Origin of the sequence: Bacillus cereus group sp. RP32 (genome assembly GCF_040459735.1) — a bacterium.
In the GTDB taxonomy this organism is placed as follows: Bacteria; Bacillota; Bacilli; order Bacillales; family Bacillaceae_G; genus Bacillus_A; species Bacillus_A wiedmannii.
Genome location: NZ_JARVHO010000001.1, coordinates 1,216,415 through 1,232,848, shown reverse-complemented (window position 1 = coordinate 1,232,848; position 16,434 = coordinate 1,216,415). Strand labels below are relative to the sequence as shown.

Genomic DNA, 16,434 nt, shown 5'->3' with positions numbered 1-16,434 from the left:
CCTACCCCACATTCAGCCTCTTGGCTTCACTTTTTAATCTCTCCTTGCAGTGCTTTATTTATAACCGGAAGAATTAAGAAATCATTATTTGAGAAAAAAAGCTATCCATTACTGGATAGCCTCTGCTGTCTGTTTAAAATGATGCGCTTGCGTAAGTAATTCTTTCGCATGTTCTGTCGTTAAATCTGTAATTTCTACACCAGAAATCATTCGAGCTATTTCTGTTACTTTATCCTCCATAGTTAAAACGGTAACTGATGTAATTGTCCGATCATTCGCTACTTGTTTTCGAATAAATAAATGTGAATCCGCCATTGAAGCTACTTGAGGTAAGTGCGTAATACAAAGTACTTGCGAGTTTACTGATACTCGATAAATTTTTTCCGCAATAGCCTGTGCAACCCGACCACTTACACCAGTATCCACTTCATCAAAAATAACAGATGCAACACCTTGATGCTTAGAAAAAATGCTTTTTAAAGCTAAAATAATACGAGATAACTCTCCGCCAGAAGCGACCTTTGAAAGTGGTTTTAGCGGCTCACCTGGATTTGTTGAAATATAAAATTCCACATGATCGTAGCCATCCGCCGTAAGTCTTACCGGGGCACCCTCAACAAGAGGCTCTTCAGCATTTCCTTCTCTCTTCATGATTCTCACTTCAAATTTTGTTTTCTCCATATATAATTCTTTTAATTCCTGATGAATGGCATTTGTAAGATGCTCTGCAAGCTCATGACGCATATTACTTAACGACGTTGCTTCTTGCAGAATAACACTTTCTAATTCCTTTAATTGTTTCTTCGTCGTTTCAATATGAACGTCTTTATTTTCAATCGTAAAAATTTCTTGTTCAATTTTATCAGCATACGCTAAAATCTCTTCTACAGTATTTCCATATTTTCTCTTTAGCATACGAATTTCATTTAAACGCGTTTCAATTTCGTCTAAACGCTTCGGATCATATTCCATCATATCGAGCTTTTCTCTAAGTTGATATGCAACTTCTTCTAATAAGTAGTAGCTATTTGCAATTGAATCATGATTTTCTTGATAAACTTCATCTAAATGTGTAATACTCTCCATTTGTCCCATTGCGCTTCGTACATTATCTAGCCCTTGTCCGTCAGCGCTTAATGAGCGATATGCATCGCCTAATGCTTTGAAAATTTTTTCGAAATTAGAAATTTGCAATCGTTCCTCAGTTAATTCAATCTCTTCATCCATCTTTAAATCCGCCTTACTGATTTCTTCATGCTGGAATTGAATTAAATCTAAGCGATGCGCCATTTGTTGTTCATTTTCACTTAACGATTTTAACTGTTTTTTTAATTTCTCATAGTCAGCGTATACATTTTGATATATACCCAATTGTTTAACAATGCGATCACCATCAAAATGATCAAGCATAAACATATGACGCTCTTCATTCATTAAATCTTGTGTTTCGTGCTGCCCATGAATATCAACAAGTGTTTTTCCAATTTCCTTTAATATACTAAGGGTGACCAGTTTCCCATTTACACGACATACACTTTTTCCGTTTGCAGCGATATCACGCTTCAAAATAATCATGCCGTCTTCTATTTCTATATCCAACTCTTCTGCCTTTTCAATACACGGATGCTTATCATCTTCTACATAAAATAGCCCTTCTATCTCAGCTTTTTCTGTTCCGTATCGAACAAATTCCGCTGAACCACGGCCACCTACAAGTAAACTAATCGCATCAATAATAATCGATTTTCCGGCCCCTGTTTCACCACTTAAAACCGTTAACCCTTTTTGAAAAGAAATATTTAATGCCTCAATAATAGCAAAGTTTCTAATCGATAATTCCGATAACAATGCCCCATTCACCTCGTTATAAACTAATCCCCTATTAAGGGCTTTTCTCAGTTCTTCATTCAAATAGTCAAACTATATGTTTGTATGTATAAATTACTTTTCTAACCGCTCCATTGTACCAAACATTCGTTTTACGGGTCAATCCACCTATTTTCTAATTTTATTCAAAGAAAATATTATATTACAATTAAGAATTCACATTTTTAACCAATAAAAAAATCCTGTTTACTTTCCACTTTACAGAGGAAAGCAAACAAGATTTTTTTTTACAACATATTTAAGAAACGATCAGAGACAACACCTGTATCTTCAGGTGTACGGCAAATAATTAAGCAAGTATCATCACCACAGATGGTTCCGATGATCTCATCCCACTCTAAATGATCAATAAGTGCTCCAAGTGAATGAGCGTTACCAGGCAGTGTTTTTAGCACAAGCATATGTCCTGCCGTGTCTAATTTTACAAATGAATCCACTAGATTGCGTTTTAATTTTTGTAACGGGTTAAATCGTTGATCTGCTGGCAAGCTATATTTATAGCGCCCATCATGTAATGGTACTTTCACTAAGTGCAGTTCTTTAATATCGCGCGATACTGTTGCTTGCGTTACATTAAATCCCTCATTACGTAAAATATCAACTAATTCATCTTGTGTTTCAATTTCTTTGTTCGCAATAATTTCCCTGATTTTAATATGGCGCTGACCTTTATTCATACATTTGCACCTCACACTATCTCTTACCATAGTTTAAACATTGGTATACTTCACTTATTTATGTTAACTTATAATTCGTTGCTTGTACACAATTGTTTTTACAATCATTATACAATTACAACAAAAAGAGGAACAACATATGTTATTCCCCTTTTCCTTTTTGTTTTAGGACATCATGCGCCTCTGTAACTACTTGCTCAACAGAAACTGGAGAATGATTTTCGCCATTCTCACGTTCACCATGCCATTTCAGATGAATTAAAAATTCAATATTACCATCCCCGCCCGTAATTGGTGAGAATGTTAAACCTTCTACGTCGTATCCTTCTTTTATAGCAAAGTCGACAATCATTTCTACGACAGCCTCATGTACTTTTCGATCACGAACGATACCTTTTTTCCCAACTTGCTCTCTTCCAGCTTCAAACTGTGGTTTAATTAACGCTGCTACATCCCCATTAGGCATAAGCATTGTTTTTAAAACCGGCAGTATAAGCTTTAATGATATAAATGAAACATCGATACTAGCAAATTGCGGTAAACCACGTTCTAAGTCTGCTGGTGTCACGTAACGGAAGTTTGTCCGTTCCATTACGACAACACGCTCATCTTGACGCAATTTCCACGCAAGTTGATTGTATCCTACATCTAATGCATAAGATAATTTCGCTCCGTTTTGAAGCGCACAATCTGTAAAGCCACCAGTTGATGAACCAATATCTATCATAACTTTATCTTGTAAATCCAGGTGAAATGTCTCCAATGCCTTTTCAAGTTTATAACCACCACGGCTTACATACGGCATAACTTGTCCCTTCACCGTAATCTCTGTATCTTGTGGGATCTTCTCTCCTGGCTTATCAAGTCTCATCTCATTCGCATATACAAGTCCGGCCATAACGGCGCGTTTTGCTTTCTCACGTGTTTCTATAAGTCCTCGCTCTACTAATAGTACATCTACTCTTTCTTTTTTTGCACTCATTTGTTACGCCCTTTTTTGTTTTGATGGAATCATTGTATGAATACGGTCTACAACAGCATCTGTCGTTAAACCAATTTCTTCTAATAATTTTGTTACACTACCGTGCTCTATGAAACGGTCTGGAATACCCATTCGTTCAATTAACGCACTATGGTACCCGTTCTCAGATGCAAATTCAACTACTCCCGTTCCAAAACCACCAATTAAGCAAGCTTCTTCAATCGTTAAAATCGGTATATTTTTCCCTAAGAGGTCATGTAAATATGCTTCATCCATCGGTTTAATAAAGCGAGCGTTCACTACTTTCACTGAAACTCCAGCCTTTTCAAGACGCTCAGCTGCTTCCATTGCCATTGGTATTGTCGTACCAAATGTTAAAATAGCCGCTTGTGTACCTTCTTTTAACGTTTCCCAAGTACCGATTGGAATCGCCTTTAATTCTTCATCCATATGAACACCAAGTCCATTACCGCGCGCATAACGTAATGCGATTGGTCCATCTTCATATTGCATCGCCGTATATACTAAATGTTGCCCTTCATTTTCATCTTTCGGCATCATAAGTACCATATTCGGCAAATGACGTAAGAATGAGATGTCAAATACCCCTTGATGCGTTTCACCATCTGCTCCTACTAAACCAGAGCGATCGATTCCGATGAAGACATTTAAATTTTGGCGACATATATCATGAACAACTTGATCATATGCTCTTTGTAAAAATGTTGAATAAATCGCTAAGAATGGCTTCATTCCTTGCGTTGCCATACCCGCCGCCATTGTTGTAGCATGCTGTTCTGCAATACCTACATCAATCATACGATCCGGGAATTCTTTTTGGAATTTCTCAAGTTTCGATCCAACAGGCATTGCAGGTGTAATTGCAACGATACGCTCATCCGTTCTCGCTAGCTTAAGTACTGTATCACTAACAACAGCACTCCATGCTGGTGCAACTTCTTTCGGTTTAACGAAGTCACCTGATTCAATTTTATAAGGTCCTGTTCCATGCCAAGTTCCAATAACATCACTCTCAGCTGGTTTATAACCTTTTCCTTTTTTCGTAATAACATGAACAAGCACTGGGCCTTTTGTTTTCTTTGCATATTGCAACGTTTCGAATAACTTTTCATAATCGTGCCCATCAACTGGACCTAAATATGTAAAGCCTAATTCTTCGAAAAAGACACCGGATACTAGTAAATATTTAAGACTATCTTTTATTTTCTCTGCTGTCGCAGCAACTTTCCCACCGACTGCTGGGATTTTCTTTAATATATACTCTAGTTCATCTTTTACCCAATGGTATTTCCCTGCGGTACGTAGACGTCCAAGTACATTATGAAGCGCACCAACGTTTGGTGCAATTGACATTTCATTATCATTCAAAATAACAATCATGTCTGTTTTTTCATGTCCAATATGGTTCAATGCCTCTAAAGCCATTCCGCCGGTTAGAGCACCATCTCCAATGATTGGTATAACATATTCCTTCGTTTTCTTTAAATCACGTGCTAGAGCCATTCCCATTGCAGCAGATAATGATGTTGAGCTATGGCCAGTTTCCCATACATCATGCTCACTCTCGCAACGTTTTGGGAAACCACATAGACCTTGATATTGCCTTAATGTACCGAATTCCTTTGCACGTCCTGTTAAAATTTTATGTACATAGGATTGATGTCCTACGTCCCATAAAAATTTATCTTTCGGACTATCAAATAATTTATGCAGAGCAATTGTGAGTTCTACTACACCTAAATTAGGTGCAATATGTCCACCTGTTTGAGAGAGCTCTTCAATTAAAAACTTACGAATATCCTCACTCAATCCCTCTAGTTCACCGATAGACATATCTTTCAAAAAACTAGGGTTTTGAATTTGCGTTAGATCCACATGGATCACTCACTTTCATTTCATAATCTGTCAACATGTCAAATATTATAAAAAACATTTACACAAAACAAGAAATTATCTTTTTTTATTTTTCACCTTGTCCTGCAATTAACCAGTCTATTGCGCCCTAATCCTATTATAAACCATATTTCTTTAGGCGATGAAAAAAATAGCCGCTAACACGAAGTGATAACGGCAATGTAATCTACATATATTTTTGCCAATAACAAGAAAAGAAAAACCTTTTCCTACATTTATATCATAAAATGATGAATGACTCAACAAATGGAAACGCTGTTATATTAGTTATTACGTTTTGCAATCAAATCGCAAATAGATAGTAAATATTCATCTTGTAATTGCAAGGAACCAATAGCACCTTTTGCTTTTGCAATTGTTTCTTCTAAAATATCCTTTGCTCTATCTACAGTAAATAACGTCGTATATGTGCTCTTTTCGTTGGAAACATCACTACCAATCGGTTTTCCAATCTCTTCTTCGGTTCCTTCCACATCTAAAATATCATCTCGAATTTGGAAAGCTAGGCCGATATATTTTGCAAACGCAAGTAACTTTTCTTCTTGTTCTTCTGTGGCATCAGAAAGTATCGATCCTGCAAGTACAGCGAATTCAAGTAGTTTCCCAGTCTTATGCTTATGAATATACTCCAACTCATCAATCGTAAGCTGTTTCCCTTCAGCTCCCATATCTGCCACTTGTCCGCCAACCATTCCTTCTGGTCCTGCCGCTTTTGCAAGCTCAAGTACAAGTCTTACTTTTTTTTCCGCAGAGATTTCCTTTTGTTCATATGCCATAATAACTTGAAAAGCATACGTCAACAAACCATCGCCTGCTAAAACTGCCATCGCTTCACCAAATACTTTATGATTTGTGGGCTTACCTCTTCTTAAATCATCATCATCCATACAAGGTAAATCATCATGAACTAACGAGTATGTATGTATCATTTCAAGAGCACAAGCTGCACCTATTCCAAGATTTCTTTCTTTACCAAACGCTTGTAATGTCGCAAATAAAAGTAACGGGCGGAGACGCTTTCCACCCGCTTCCAAAGAATATGCCATCGCTTCACGAAGTACATTTGGACATTGTAATTCATTTGCATAGCTTACAAGCTTCTCTTCTACGAAAGTTTTACTTTCTTTCAAAAAAGTATCAAAAGCAATAGTCACTATGCTTCATCTCCTAAAGCAGTAAACGGTTCAAGCTCTCCATCTTCCCCAAGAATAACTGCCATTTGTTCTTGTACGTTCTTCAACTTCTCATCACAAAGCTTAGATAATTCCATACCCTCTTTAAAATAAGAAATTGCTTCTTCTAAAGGTACGTCACCTTGCTCTAGCTTAGAAACGAGGTGCTCAAGTTGCGAAATTGCCTCTTCAAAGCTTAATTTATTTTCCATTATTCAATTCACGCTCCTCTATGCCTGATACGCTACAATCTAGTATTCCATCTTGTAATTGAACTGAAACAGCATCTCCAAGGCTGACATCTTTCACACTTTTTAACACTTGCTTCTCTTCATCATATACAAGCCCGTACCCTCTCATCATTACTTTAAGCGGACTTAACGCTTCAAGTTTTTGAGCAGCTCTTACAAAGGCAAATTCTTTCGTTTGAAGTAATGTTTGCATTTCACGTTGCAATTGCTTTTGCAATGTTTCAACCGCTACCTTCGTTTGCATAATTTTTTGAGCTGGGTGGTGCTTCTCTAAATAAAATGAAAGCTGTTTTAACTGATTTACCTTTTTATCAATATAGCGCTCTTTCGCTAAAACAAGCTGTTCTAACGCTCTATCTAATTGCTCTTCTTTTTGCTCATATACTTGTCTTGGATAACGGAACGCATAAGATTTTTGCAATACTTGTAGTTTTTCTTCTTTTTTATGTACTAACTCTCTCATTGCTCTTTGCAATCTTAGAGTTCTTTGTAATACCTTTTCTTGTAACTCTATAATGTTAGGCGCTGCCAGCTCAGCTGCTGCAGTCGGTGTTGGCGCACGTAAATCGGCAACAAAATCCGCAATTGTAAAGTCCGTTTCATGGCCTACTGCCGAAATAATAGGGATCTCACTCTTAAAGATTGCCCTTGCTACCATTTCTTCATTGAAAGCCCATAACTCTTCAATAGAGCCTCCCCCTCGCCCAACGATTAGGACATCTATCTCTCCCATTTCATTCGCTGTACGAATCGCTTGTACAATTGAGGGAGCTGCTGACTCCCCCTGTACAAGTACCGGAAACACAATAACATTTCCAATTGGATAACGACGTTTAATCGTTGTTATAACATCACGAATCGCTGCCCCTGTTGGCGACGTAATCACACCTATTGTTTTAGCATAAGGAGGAATTGTTTTTTTATAAACTTGAGAAAACAAACCTTCTTCCTCTAAACGAACCTTTAATTGTTCGTAAGCTAAATGCAGGTTTCCGACTCCGTCAGGCTGCATGTCTTGAATATAAATTTGATAAGAACCACTCGCCTCGTAAACGGAAATTTTCCCTTTCACAAGTACCTTCATCCCATTTTCAGGTCTGAATTTAATATTACGATTATGACCCGCAAACATAACCGCTGCGATTCTTGCATTTTCATCTTTCAATGTAAAGTACATGTGGCCACGACTATGATTTTTAAAGTTGGAAATTTCACCTTTTAACCAAACAGACTGCAAATGCGGATCATATTCTATTTTTGTTTTTATATAGCGTGTTAACGCTGTAACGGTTAAATATTGTTTTTCCATTTCTCTCTCCTCATAGCCGACTCAAATTATTTACAAACGACACCTGCACGCTTAGCAGATTCAACAGTATTATGAAGAAGCATTGTAATCGTCATTGGACCAACACCCTTTGGCACAGGTGTAATGTAACCTGCAACATCTAACACGTTGTCAAAATCAACATCACCACAAAGTTTACCTGTTTCTAAACGGTTCACACCAACGTCGATTACAACCGCTCCTTCTTTAATATAATCAGTTGTTACCATTTTAGGTCGTCCAACAGCTACGATTAAAATATCAGCTAACTTCGTTAACTCTTTCATATTTTGCGTTTTAGAATGACAATATGTGACAGTTGCATTTTCATTTAAGAACAATTGCCCCACTGGCTTGCCGACAATATTACTTCTTCCAATTACTACAACATGTTTTCCTGAGATATCAAGATTTGTTTCTTTTACTAATTCTACGATACCGTGCGGTGTACATGGAAGGAATGTATCTTGTCCCGTCATCATACGTCCCACGCTGATTGGGTGAAATCCATCTACATCTTTTTCTGGTGAAATTCTTTCAATGATAGCTTTTTCTTCAATATGTTTTGGTAAAGGTAATTGCACTAAAATGCCATTAATACGGTCATCGCCATTTAAGCGATCGATTTCAGCAAGCAAACGCTCCTCAGTAATTGTTTCAGGAAGTTCAATTAGCTCTGAATAGATTCCTACTTGTTCACAGCCCTTTTCTTTTCCTTTTACATAAGAACGAGATGCTGGATCTTCTCCAACTAGAATAACTGCTAATCCTGGTACAATCCCTTGCTCTTTCAACTTCACAACTTCTTCTGTTAATTGTGCTCGTTTTTTCTCCGCAACTTCATTTCCTTTGATGATTACTGCTACCATTTTAAGATTCCCCCTTAAAGAAATTACAGTGTATCTTTTATATTAGATAAAACGCCGTTAATAAAACGACGAGATTCCTCATCCCCAAATGTTTTAGCAATTTCAATCGCTTCGTTAATTGTTACGTTGTGTGGAATTTCTTCCATGTATTTCATTTCATACACAGCTACACGTAAAATACTGCGATCAACAATACTAATACGCTCCAGCTTCCATTTTTTTAAGTTTTGACGAATCGCTTCATCAATTACTTCTTTATTTTCTACAAAACCTACTACAAGTGATTCTAGAAAATCATTTGTTTCTTCACCTTCATCTAGCGTGTTTGCCACCGCTACTTTCGGTTCTAATTCACCTGTAATATCCATTTGGTATAATGCTTGCATAGCTCTTTCTCTAGCCGTCCTACGTTTCATTGTAACTCTCCTTTATGCTTCAAGTCTTTCCTTATGCTTTGTTATATTATTATAATTTATAAGCCGTCAATTCACTTACTCTTACAGTTTTCATTGATTTTCCAACCTTATAATACAATGATAATAACACAATTTATCGTTTCACACACGGGTTACAAGGCTGAAAAATAATAAAAAGATTAACTTCAAGTTCCATATCTTATCACAATGTACGTTTTTTGGAAAAACGAAACATCTTCTTTTTGATTTCTTATTTTTTGAAATAGTATAATAATTAGAGGGTTTTAATTTGTGAAGAAATGAAACGATAAAAAAGATGCCTATGTTACTAGGCACCTTTTTCATTCTTACACTGGTTCAATTTCTGTTTTTTGTGTTTCGAATGTTACGCCAACGATGTGAACATTCACTTCTTTTGGCTCAAGCCCTGTCATTGTAAAGAGTGCCTGGCGAATGTTGTCTTGAATCTTTTGTGCAACAACTGGAATTGCTACGCCAAAATACATTACAACATAAAGGTCAACGATAATATCTTCGTTTGCTAATTCAACCTTTACACCTTTACCATGATTTTTCTTACCTAACTTCTCAACAACATCTGTAGCAAAATTACCACGCATTGCCGCTACACCTTCTACTTCAGCAGCTGCAATACCTGCGATTACTTCAATTACTTCTGGTGCAATTTCTACTTTACCAAGAGTTGTATCTTGACCCATATCTAACATATGTTCAGCCATGAAAAAAAACCTCCTTTAATGTATCACTGCGTCACAAGTTCATGCTCTTCCAAAAACTTCGTATTAAACTCACCTTTTACAAAATCAGGATGATCTAGCAATTGCAAATGGAACGGGATTGTTGTATGTACGCCTTCAATGACAAACTCACTGAGTGCACGCTTCATTTTTGCAATTGCCTCTTCACGTGTTTTTCCGTGAACAATTAATTTAGCAACCATCGAATCATAGAAAGGTGGGATTGAATATCCCGGATATACAGCTGAATCGACGCGAATACCAAATCCGCCTGGTGGCAAGTACATTTCTACTTTACCTGGGGATGGCATAAATTTTTTGGCAGGGTTTTCCGCATTAATTCGGCATTCAATTGCCCAACCATTAAATTGTACTTCTTCTTGCTGTAACGATAACTTTTCTCCAGAAGCAACACGAATTTGTTCTTTAATTAAATCCATCCCTGTTACCATTTCAGTAACTGGATGCTCAACTTGAATTCTCGTATTCATCTCCATGAAATAAAAGCTTTTCGTTCTATATTCATAAATAAACTCAACCGTACCAGCACCTGTATAATCAACCGCTACCGCCGCTTTAACTGCCGCATCACCCATCTGCTTGCGAACATTTTCATCAAGTGCAGGTGATGGACTTTCTTCTAGTAGTTTTTGCAAGCGGCGCTGAATTGTACAATCACGCTCTCCTAAATGAATGGCATTTCCATGTGTATCTGCCATTATTTGAATCTCAACATGGCGGAAATCTTCAACGTACTTTTCTAAGTATACACCAGGGTTTCCAAAAGCGGTACTAGCTTCTTGCTGTGTAATTTGAATTCCTTTTACAAGCTCTTCTTCATGGCGTGCAACACGAATACCTTTTCCGCCGCCACCTGCAGTCGCTTTAATAATAACTGGATATCCAATTTGATTAGCAAGCTCGATCGCTTCTTCGGTATTTTTAATAATCCCTTGTGAACCTGGTACAATCGGAACCCCTGCTTCTTTCATTGTATCACGAGCAACGTCTTTTGTGCCCATCTTTGAAATAGCTTCTGGACTTGGACCGATAAAAATCAAGTTACATTCACGGCATAGCTCTGCAAAATCTGCATTCTCTGCTAAAAATCCGTATCCTGGATGAATAGCATCGCAGCCTGTTAACTTCGCAACACTAATAATGTTCGTCAAATTTAAATAGCTTTCTTTCGAAATCGTTGGTCCTACACAATACGCCTCATCAGCAATTTGTACGTGAAGTGACTCTTTATCTGCTTCTGAATAAATTGCGACTGTTTCAATATCCATTTCTTTACAAGCACGAATAATTCGTACAGCAATTTCCCCACGATTGGCTATTAATACTTTTTTTATCATCACAAAGACTCCCTTATTACGCTTTTACAAGAAATAGCGGTTGTCCATACTCAACAAGCTGTCCATTATTAACAAGAATCTCAACAATTTCCCCATCTACATCTGCATCGATTTCGTTAAATAACTTCATAGCCTCAACAATGCATACGATAGAATCTTTTGATACTCTGTCTCCTACACTTACATATGCAGGTGTATCAGGCGAAGATGAAGAATAGAATGTACCTACCATCGGTGATGTAATTTTATGTAGGTTTTCATTTTGAACCACTTTTTGCTCTTCTTGTTTTGGTACTTCCACTTGTGCTGCCGCTACCGTTGTTTCAACTTCAACAGGTGCTACTGGTTGCACGACTTGTTTTGCTACAGGTGCTTGCACCGCAACAACTTCATTACCACGCTTTTTCATTTTGATTGTCGTACCATCTTTTTTGTATTCAAATTCATCAATATTAGAGCTATCAATTAATTTAATTAATTCACGAACTTCTTGAATTTTAAACATGTAAAATCCACTCCCATACTCTTGTTTGTCCCGTTTTTACAGATTATCGTCACTAAAACTAGATTGACTGTAAAAATACGATGTACTCTATTAGAAAATGCATTTCATTTACTAATAGAAATAATTGCTATTTCCATCTTACGATAAATTTTTTAAACATTCCAATTTATATTTCTTTATAATAAATCGAAACTCCTGTAAAAATATTATTCCAATAAAAATTTATTACCTAGTAATAATACCAAGTTTCACACAAAATTGGCAAGACCACTTCTAAAAAAACATTCCTTACTTTTTTCACAATGCTACACAATAAACAAATCATTACCGCTTCACTCTTCACCTCATCTATAGTCAACAACATATTTTTACCAAATATTATTTTTTTGTTTACACACCGTTCATCATTCCTTCATATAAGAATAGTATGTTCAAAGTGTAGAAAATATATCGTATCGAGGTGTGGACATATGATATGGCTCATTCTCTTCTTACCTGCCGTAATGGTCTGGGCATTCGTTCTCTTCATCCACGTCAAATCCGGAAAAAGTAATCATCATTACCATGAACCGCTAATCTTTTACTCACAGCGTATTTCTCCGTTCCGAGTTGAACATAATAAAAACAACTACAAAGACGAAACAGAAAAAAGCTATCGAAAATGATAGCTTTTTTCTATAACTATTTTCAAACAATCCGATTCGTAAAAACTAATAATCCGTGAGGGATTCCCCCGCGGATTATTAGTTTTTATTTTGTTGGTGGATCAAATTTCACACCTACATCTTTTGATCCGCCTTCACTTCTTACAAGCTGTATAATTTTATTCGCTTCTTTTTGTGAATGCTTTGCTGCTTTCACAGTTACTTTAATGTCAGTTCCATCAGCTCTTACAAGGGCATCTTTATATCCTCCTTGAGACTTAATCACTGTCTCAAGTAATTCTTGCTTCGTTTCCATTGTAGTAATTGCATCAAAATTATCTTTCGCTTTACTCTTTTCTGTTGCTGAAGATTTTGCTGAATTCATGACTTCTTGTAATCTTGATTTTTGTTCACTTAGCTGATCTTCCATTTGCATACGTAACGCTGTGAAATTTTCATCACTTGATTGAACTGTTACGTTAGCATCTTTTTTACTTGTTTCTTTGTTACCATTCTCTTTTTTGTCTGTTTCTTTATTTGTTTCTTTATTTGATGTTTCCTTGCTTGTATTTTCTTTTTTTGGCGTTTCTTTAGGTGCTTCATTTGTTACTGCTTTGTCAGTACCTTGTTTTTCTTGTCCAATCTTTTCACCTGTTGCCGGCGATGCTGTATTCATTTTGTCAGGAGTTGTTACGTAATAAACAGATAGTACAACAACTAAACTTAACATCGTTAATAGCCAAACCGTTTGTTTTTTTAACACTTTATTTCCTCCCTATCAATTTTTCGGTGAAACTGAAACGCGATGGGCTGGTACATCTAGCAGCCGTATGACAGCTTCTTTTACCATCGCTTTAACTTGTATATTATCCACTCCCTTTGCTACGACAAGAACACCTCGCACTTTCGGTTTCTCTGTTCGTAAAACAACGGGAGTTTCTTTATCCCCTTCACGTATAATGACGGTCTTTTCATCAAGGGACTCATCTTCTACTTTCCTCTGACCGCCTGTTTTATCTGTTTCACCTGTTGTTTGTGAACGTTTCACTGTATTTTTTTCTAATATTTTTTCTTCAGATGAATCTAAATTCACTTTAATCGTTACATTTTTTACTCCCGCTATTTCTTCTAAAGCTGCTTTTAATTCTTGTTCATACGCTTTTTCATACTTTTCTACATTTGACATACTATCATTATTTTTTTGCCCAAAAGTTGGTACGTCTTTTTCTTGGTTTTGCGTTTTTTGTTCTTTAAATACAGGTACTTCTTCTTTTTTACTTGAAAAAAGACTACTAGAAAACATAAGCAAAATCCCAAGTATGAGTAGGACAAGTAAAAACTTAGGTGTTATCTTTTTTCCCTTCTCATTGCTTTCTTTTTCATCCCCATTCAATAAGTTTCGAAAAAATGAGAACTTCGAATTTTTATCTTTATTGTCCATTTACTCTACCTGTCCTCCCTTCCATTTGAACTTGGATTTGTTTATTCTCTAGTTGCCATCTGCTTGAAAAGAAATCTTTCATTTCCACATTCGTTTCTTCTACTTTTTTCGGAGGTTCCTTCGTGTTAATTTCAACTGGTTTTATTGTTTCGATTGCATCATTTTTACTACGTTCTTTTTCTTTCAACGTCACAACAACAGTTTGAATATCTTTTGCTGACTTTACTTCCGCTGTACTTTCCGCTGCGACTATTTGTATTTCAGAGACTGTCATACCATACTTTTTCTCGAATTCTTTTCCTACTTCTTTTTTCATTTTGGTAGCCATCTCTTCTAAACTATATGCACGTGTTAGAGCTTGTATTTCTTTTTTCTTCGAATCTATTGAATTTTTTACAGATCCTTCTGCTACGTACTTCTCTTCATTAAAATTTGCGATTACTTCATTCACATCTGTTTGCAGTAGTTTAAAAAGGGGCGTTAAGATTAAAACAACTAATAATAGACTTACAACGAATTTAACGTACTTTTGCAAATTTGAATTTGGAAGAATAAGATGAAGCATTGTCGCTAAGAGTAAAAAAACGATAATATTTCTAATCCACTCTGTAACAAATTGCATACCCTTCACCTCCTACCGCATCATAAGTGTAATGTTCCCCGCAGCAATAATAATTGTGATACTTAAAAAGAACATAAATGATACGATAGCTAAGCAAGCAAATACATAAATGATGCTTCGCCCGATAATATCTAAACATTGAATAATTGCTCCGCTGCCAACTGGCTGTAATACTGCTGCTGCGAATTTATAAATAAACGCGATACAAAAAATTTGAATCGCTGGAAAAGCAACAATTAAGCATAGAATGACGAGCCCGATAATTCCGACTGTGTTTTTTAATAATCCCGATGCACTAATAACAGTATCCGCCGCCTCTGTAAACATTCTTCCTACTACGGGAATAAAGTTCCCTGTTACAAATTTAGCAGTTTTCACAGCTATTCCATCAGCAACAGCTGTCGCTGTTCCTTGTACAGATAATACCCCTAAAAAAATCGTTAAAAAAATACCGATAATCCCAACGCTAACGTTTTGCAGAAGCTTGGACAATTTCGTAACTTTATATTGATCACTCATCGTACTTACAATACTTAATATCGTTGCAAGTAATAAAAGTGGTAGAACGATATAATTCATCAAAAGCCCGCTCGTGTTCATTAAAAAGATGATAATCGGATGAAAAAACGATACAGATACAACACCACCTCCAGTTGCTATGAGTGCAAGCAAGATTGGCAATAGCGCTAATATGAAATCTACCATTGTTTGTATCGTTTCTCTTGCATATGTCATGACGACATAAAAACTATTTAAAGCGAAAATAATAAGTACCATATATACAACTGCATCCGCAATTTTACTTACACTACTCTTTGAAAATGCAGATTGCAGTGATTGCAACAATGCACTAAAAATTGTAAGCATAATGAGCGTTCCCAGCAGCTTCCCATTTGCAACAAGCTCGTGAAATAAATACTTTAATAAACCTAGCATCCACTCTTTTATAGAAATTTCTTTTTCTCCCTTTACAAACTCCATAAAACTACCTTTTTGACTCTCTGGTAAATAACCTCCATATTTTGTAACAAGCCCGTCCCAAAATTGCTTCACATCTTCAATTCCGAGCTTATCCAATTGTTGATCAACGACGTTTGTTTCTACAGGAGAAGCTTGTACAACAACCGGTAAAGAAAAGAAAAGGAAGCAAGCAAATAGCAGCTTAGCTCCAAACCCCCTCAACATTCACTCCCCCTTATCCCGTCGGTAAAAATCCGAGAATAGTTTCAATGACAACCGTCAAAATAGGAATCGCCATTACTAAAATTAAGATTTTTCCAGCTAATTCAATTTTCGAAGCGATTGCCCCCTGCCCTGCATCTTTTGTAATTTGTGCTCCAAACTCAGCAATATAAGCAATTCCAATAATTTTTAGCAACGTTTCTACATATACGTTGCTAACTTTCGCTTCACTCGCTACTCTCTCAATCATTTGTAAAATAGAGTGAATTTGATCAATTAAAAGAAGAAACATCACGCTACCTACGAACACAATAAATAACGACGTAATGCTAGATTTATGCTGATTCAATACAGCTGCTAAAAACGTAGCAACGAGGCCTAATCCGACAATTTGTATAATTTCGATTC

Annotated in this window: 18 protein-coding genes; 1 reads left to right on the top strand and 17 read right to left on the bottom strand. The window is 36.4% G+C overall.

The window, feature by feature from the left end:
* Positions 1-108: 108 nt before the first annotated feature.
* The 12 genes from recN to accB all read right to left on the bottom strand — a co-directional run bounded on the left by recN (position 109) and on the right by accB (position 12,137).
* Positions 109-1,848: a DNA repair protein RecN gene (gene recN, locus QCI46_RS06450; RefSeq protein ID WP_353839821.1), complete on the bottom strand. Its 1,740-nt coding sequence runs from the start codon at positions 1,846-1,848 to the stop codon at positions 109-111.
* A 266-nt stretch (positions 1,849-2,114) separates the two neighbouring features.
* The gene (gene argR, locus QCI46_RS06445) at positions 2,115-2,564 is read right to left on the bottom strand and encodes an arginine repressor ArgR (protein WP_001032581.1); all 450 of its coding nucleotides are present in this window, start codon (positions 2,562-2,564) and stop codon (positions 2,115-2,117) included.
* Between the two features lie 142 nt (positions 2,565-2,706).
* Positions 2,707-3,546: a TlyA family RNA methyltransferase gene (locus QCI46_RS06440; RefSeq protein ID WP_001274751.1), complete on the bottom strand. Its 840-nt coding sequence runs from the start codon at positions 3,544-3,546 to the stop codon at positions 2,707-2,709.
* Positions 3,547-3,549: 3 nt separating this feature from the next.
* A complete protein-coding gene (gene dxs, locus QCI46_RS06435) occupies positions 3,550-5,442 on the bottom strand; it encodes a 1-deoxy-D-xylulose-5-phosphate synthase (RefSeq protein WP_046956368.1) in 1,893 nt (630 codons plus the stop codon).
* A 302-nt stretch (positions 5,443-5,744) separates the two neighbouring features.
* Complete coding sequence (gene ispA, locus QCI46_RS06430) at positions 5,745-6,635, bottom strand: (2E,6E)-farnesyl diphosphate synthase (protein WP_353839820.1); 891 nt, start codon at positions 6,633-6,635, stop codon at positions 5,745-5,747.
* On the bottom strand, positions 6,635-6,865 hold the full coding sequence (gene xseB, locus QCI46_RS06425; protein ID WP_000428423.1) for an exodeoxyribonuclease VII small subunit: 231 nt from the start codon (positions 6,863-6,865) through the stop codon (positions 6,635-6,637). Before xseB ends, ispA begins: the two co-directional genes overlap by 1 nt.
* A complete protein-coding gene (xseA, locus tag QCI46_RS06420; RefSeq protein WP_000415269.1) occupies positions 6,855-8,213 on the bottom strand; it encodes an exodeoxyribonuclease VII large subunit in 1,359 nt (452 codons plus the stop codon). Before xseA ends, xseB begins: the two co-directional genes overlap by 11 nt.
* Positions 8,214-8,239: 26 nt before the next feature.
* Entirely contained in the window at positions 8,240-9,100 is an 861-nt protein-coding gene (gene folD / locus QCI46_RS06415) for a bifunctional methylenetetrahydrofolate dehydrogenase/methenyltetrahydrofolate cyclohydrolase FolD (protein WP_353839819.1), read from the bottom strand.
* 23 nt (positions 9,101-9,123) lie between these two features.
* Entirely contained in the window at positions 9,124-9,516 is a 393-nt protein-coding gene (gene nusB / locus QCI46_RS06410) for a N utilization substance protein NusB (RefSeq protein WP_353839818.1), read from the bottom strand.
* A gap of 347 nt (positions 9,517-9,863) precedes the next feature.
* A complete protein-coding gene (locus QCI46_RS06405; protein WP_000807630.1) occupies positions 9,864-10,256 on the bottom strand; it encodes an Asp23/Gls24 family envelope stress response protein in 393 nt (130 codons plus the stop codon).
* A gap of 23 nt (positions 10,257-10,279) precedes the next feature.
* On the bottom strand, positions 10,280-11,632 hold the full coding sequence (gene accC / locus QCI46_RS06400) for an acetyl-CoA carboxylase biotin carboxylase subunit (RefSeq protein ID WP_000592872.1): 1,353 nt from the start codon (positions 11,630-11,632) through the stop codon (positions 10,280-10,282).
* Positions 11,633-11,648: 16 nt separating this feature from the next.
* Positions 11,649-12,137 (bottom strand): acetyl-CoA carboxylase biotin carboxyl carrier protein, encoded by a 489-nt coding sequence (gene accB, locus QCI46_RS06395; protein ID WP_000472875.1) that lies wholly within the window; start codon positions 12,135-12,137, stop codon positions 11,649-11,651.
* Positions 12,138-12,607: 470 nt separating this feature from the next.
* Between accB and QCI46_RS06390 the strand changes: the two genes are divergently transcribed.
* Entirely contained in the window at positions 12,608-12,802 is a 195-nt protein-coding gene (locus QCI46_RS06390) for a hypothetical protein (protein ID WP_002107729.1), read from the top strand.
* Positions 12,803-12,887: 85 nt separating this feature from the next.
* Here the strand turns inward: QCI46_RS06390 and QCI46_RS06385 are convergent, their stop codons facing one another.
* The 5 genes from QCI46_RS06385 to spoIIIAD are packed head-to-tail and all read right to left on the bottom strand — an operon-like array spanning position 12,888 to position 16,423.
* A complete protein-coding gene (locus tag QCI46_RS06385; RefSeq protein WP_353839817.1) occupies positions 12,888-13,544 on the bottom strand; it encodes a SpoIIIAH-like family protein in 657 nt (218 codons plus the stop codon).
* 15 nt (positions 13,545-13,559) lie between these two features.
* The gene (gene spoIIIAG / locus QCI46_RS06380; protein ID WP_087985167.1) at positions 13,560-14,222 is read right to left on the bottom strand and encodes a stage III sporulation protein AG; all 663 of its coding nucleotides are present in this window, start codon (positions 14,220-14,222) and stop codon (positions 13,560-13,562) included.
* Positions 14,212-14,844, bottom strand: a complete 633-nt coding sequence (gene spoIIIAF / locus QCI46_RS06375; protein ID WP_353839816.1) for a stage III sporulation protein AF — start codon at positions 14,842-14,844, stop codon at positions 14,212-14,214. Before spoIIIAF ends, spoIIIAG begins: the two co-directional genes overlap by 11 nt.
* 12 nt (positions 14,845-14,856) lie before the next feature.
* The gene (gene spoIIIAE, locus QCI46_RS06370) at positions 14,857-16,029 is read right to left on the bottom strand and encodes a stage III sporulation protein AE (RefSeq protein ID WP_000943696.1); all 1,173 of its coding nucleotides are present in this window, start codon (positions 16,027-16,029) and stop codon (positions 14,857-14,859) included.
* Positions 16,030-16,039: 10 nt separating this feature from the next.
* Positions 16,040-16,423, bottom strand: a complete 384-nt coding sequence (gene spoIIIAD, locus QCI46_RS06365) for a stage III sporulation protein AD (RefSeq protein ID WP_079998460.1) — start codon at positions 16,421-16,423, stop codon at positions 16,040-16,042.
* Positions 16,424-16,434 lie beyond the last annotated feature (11 nt).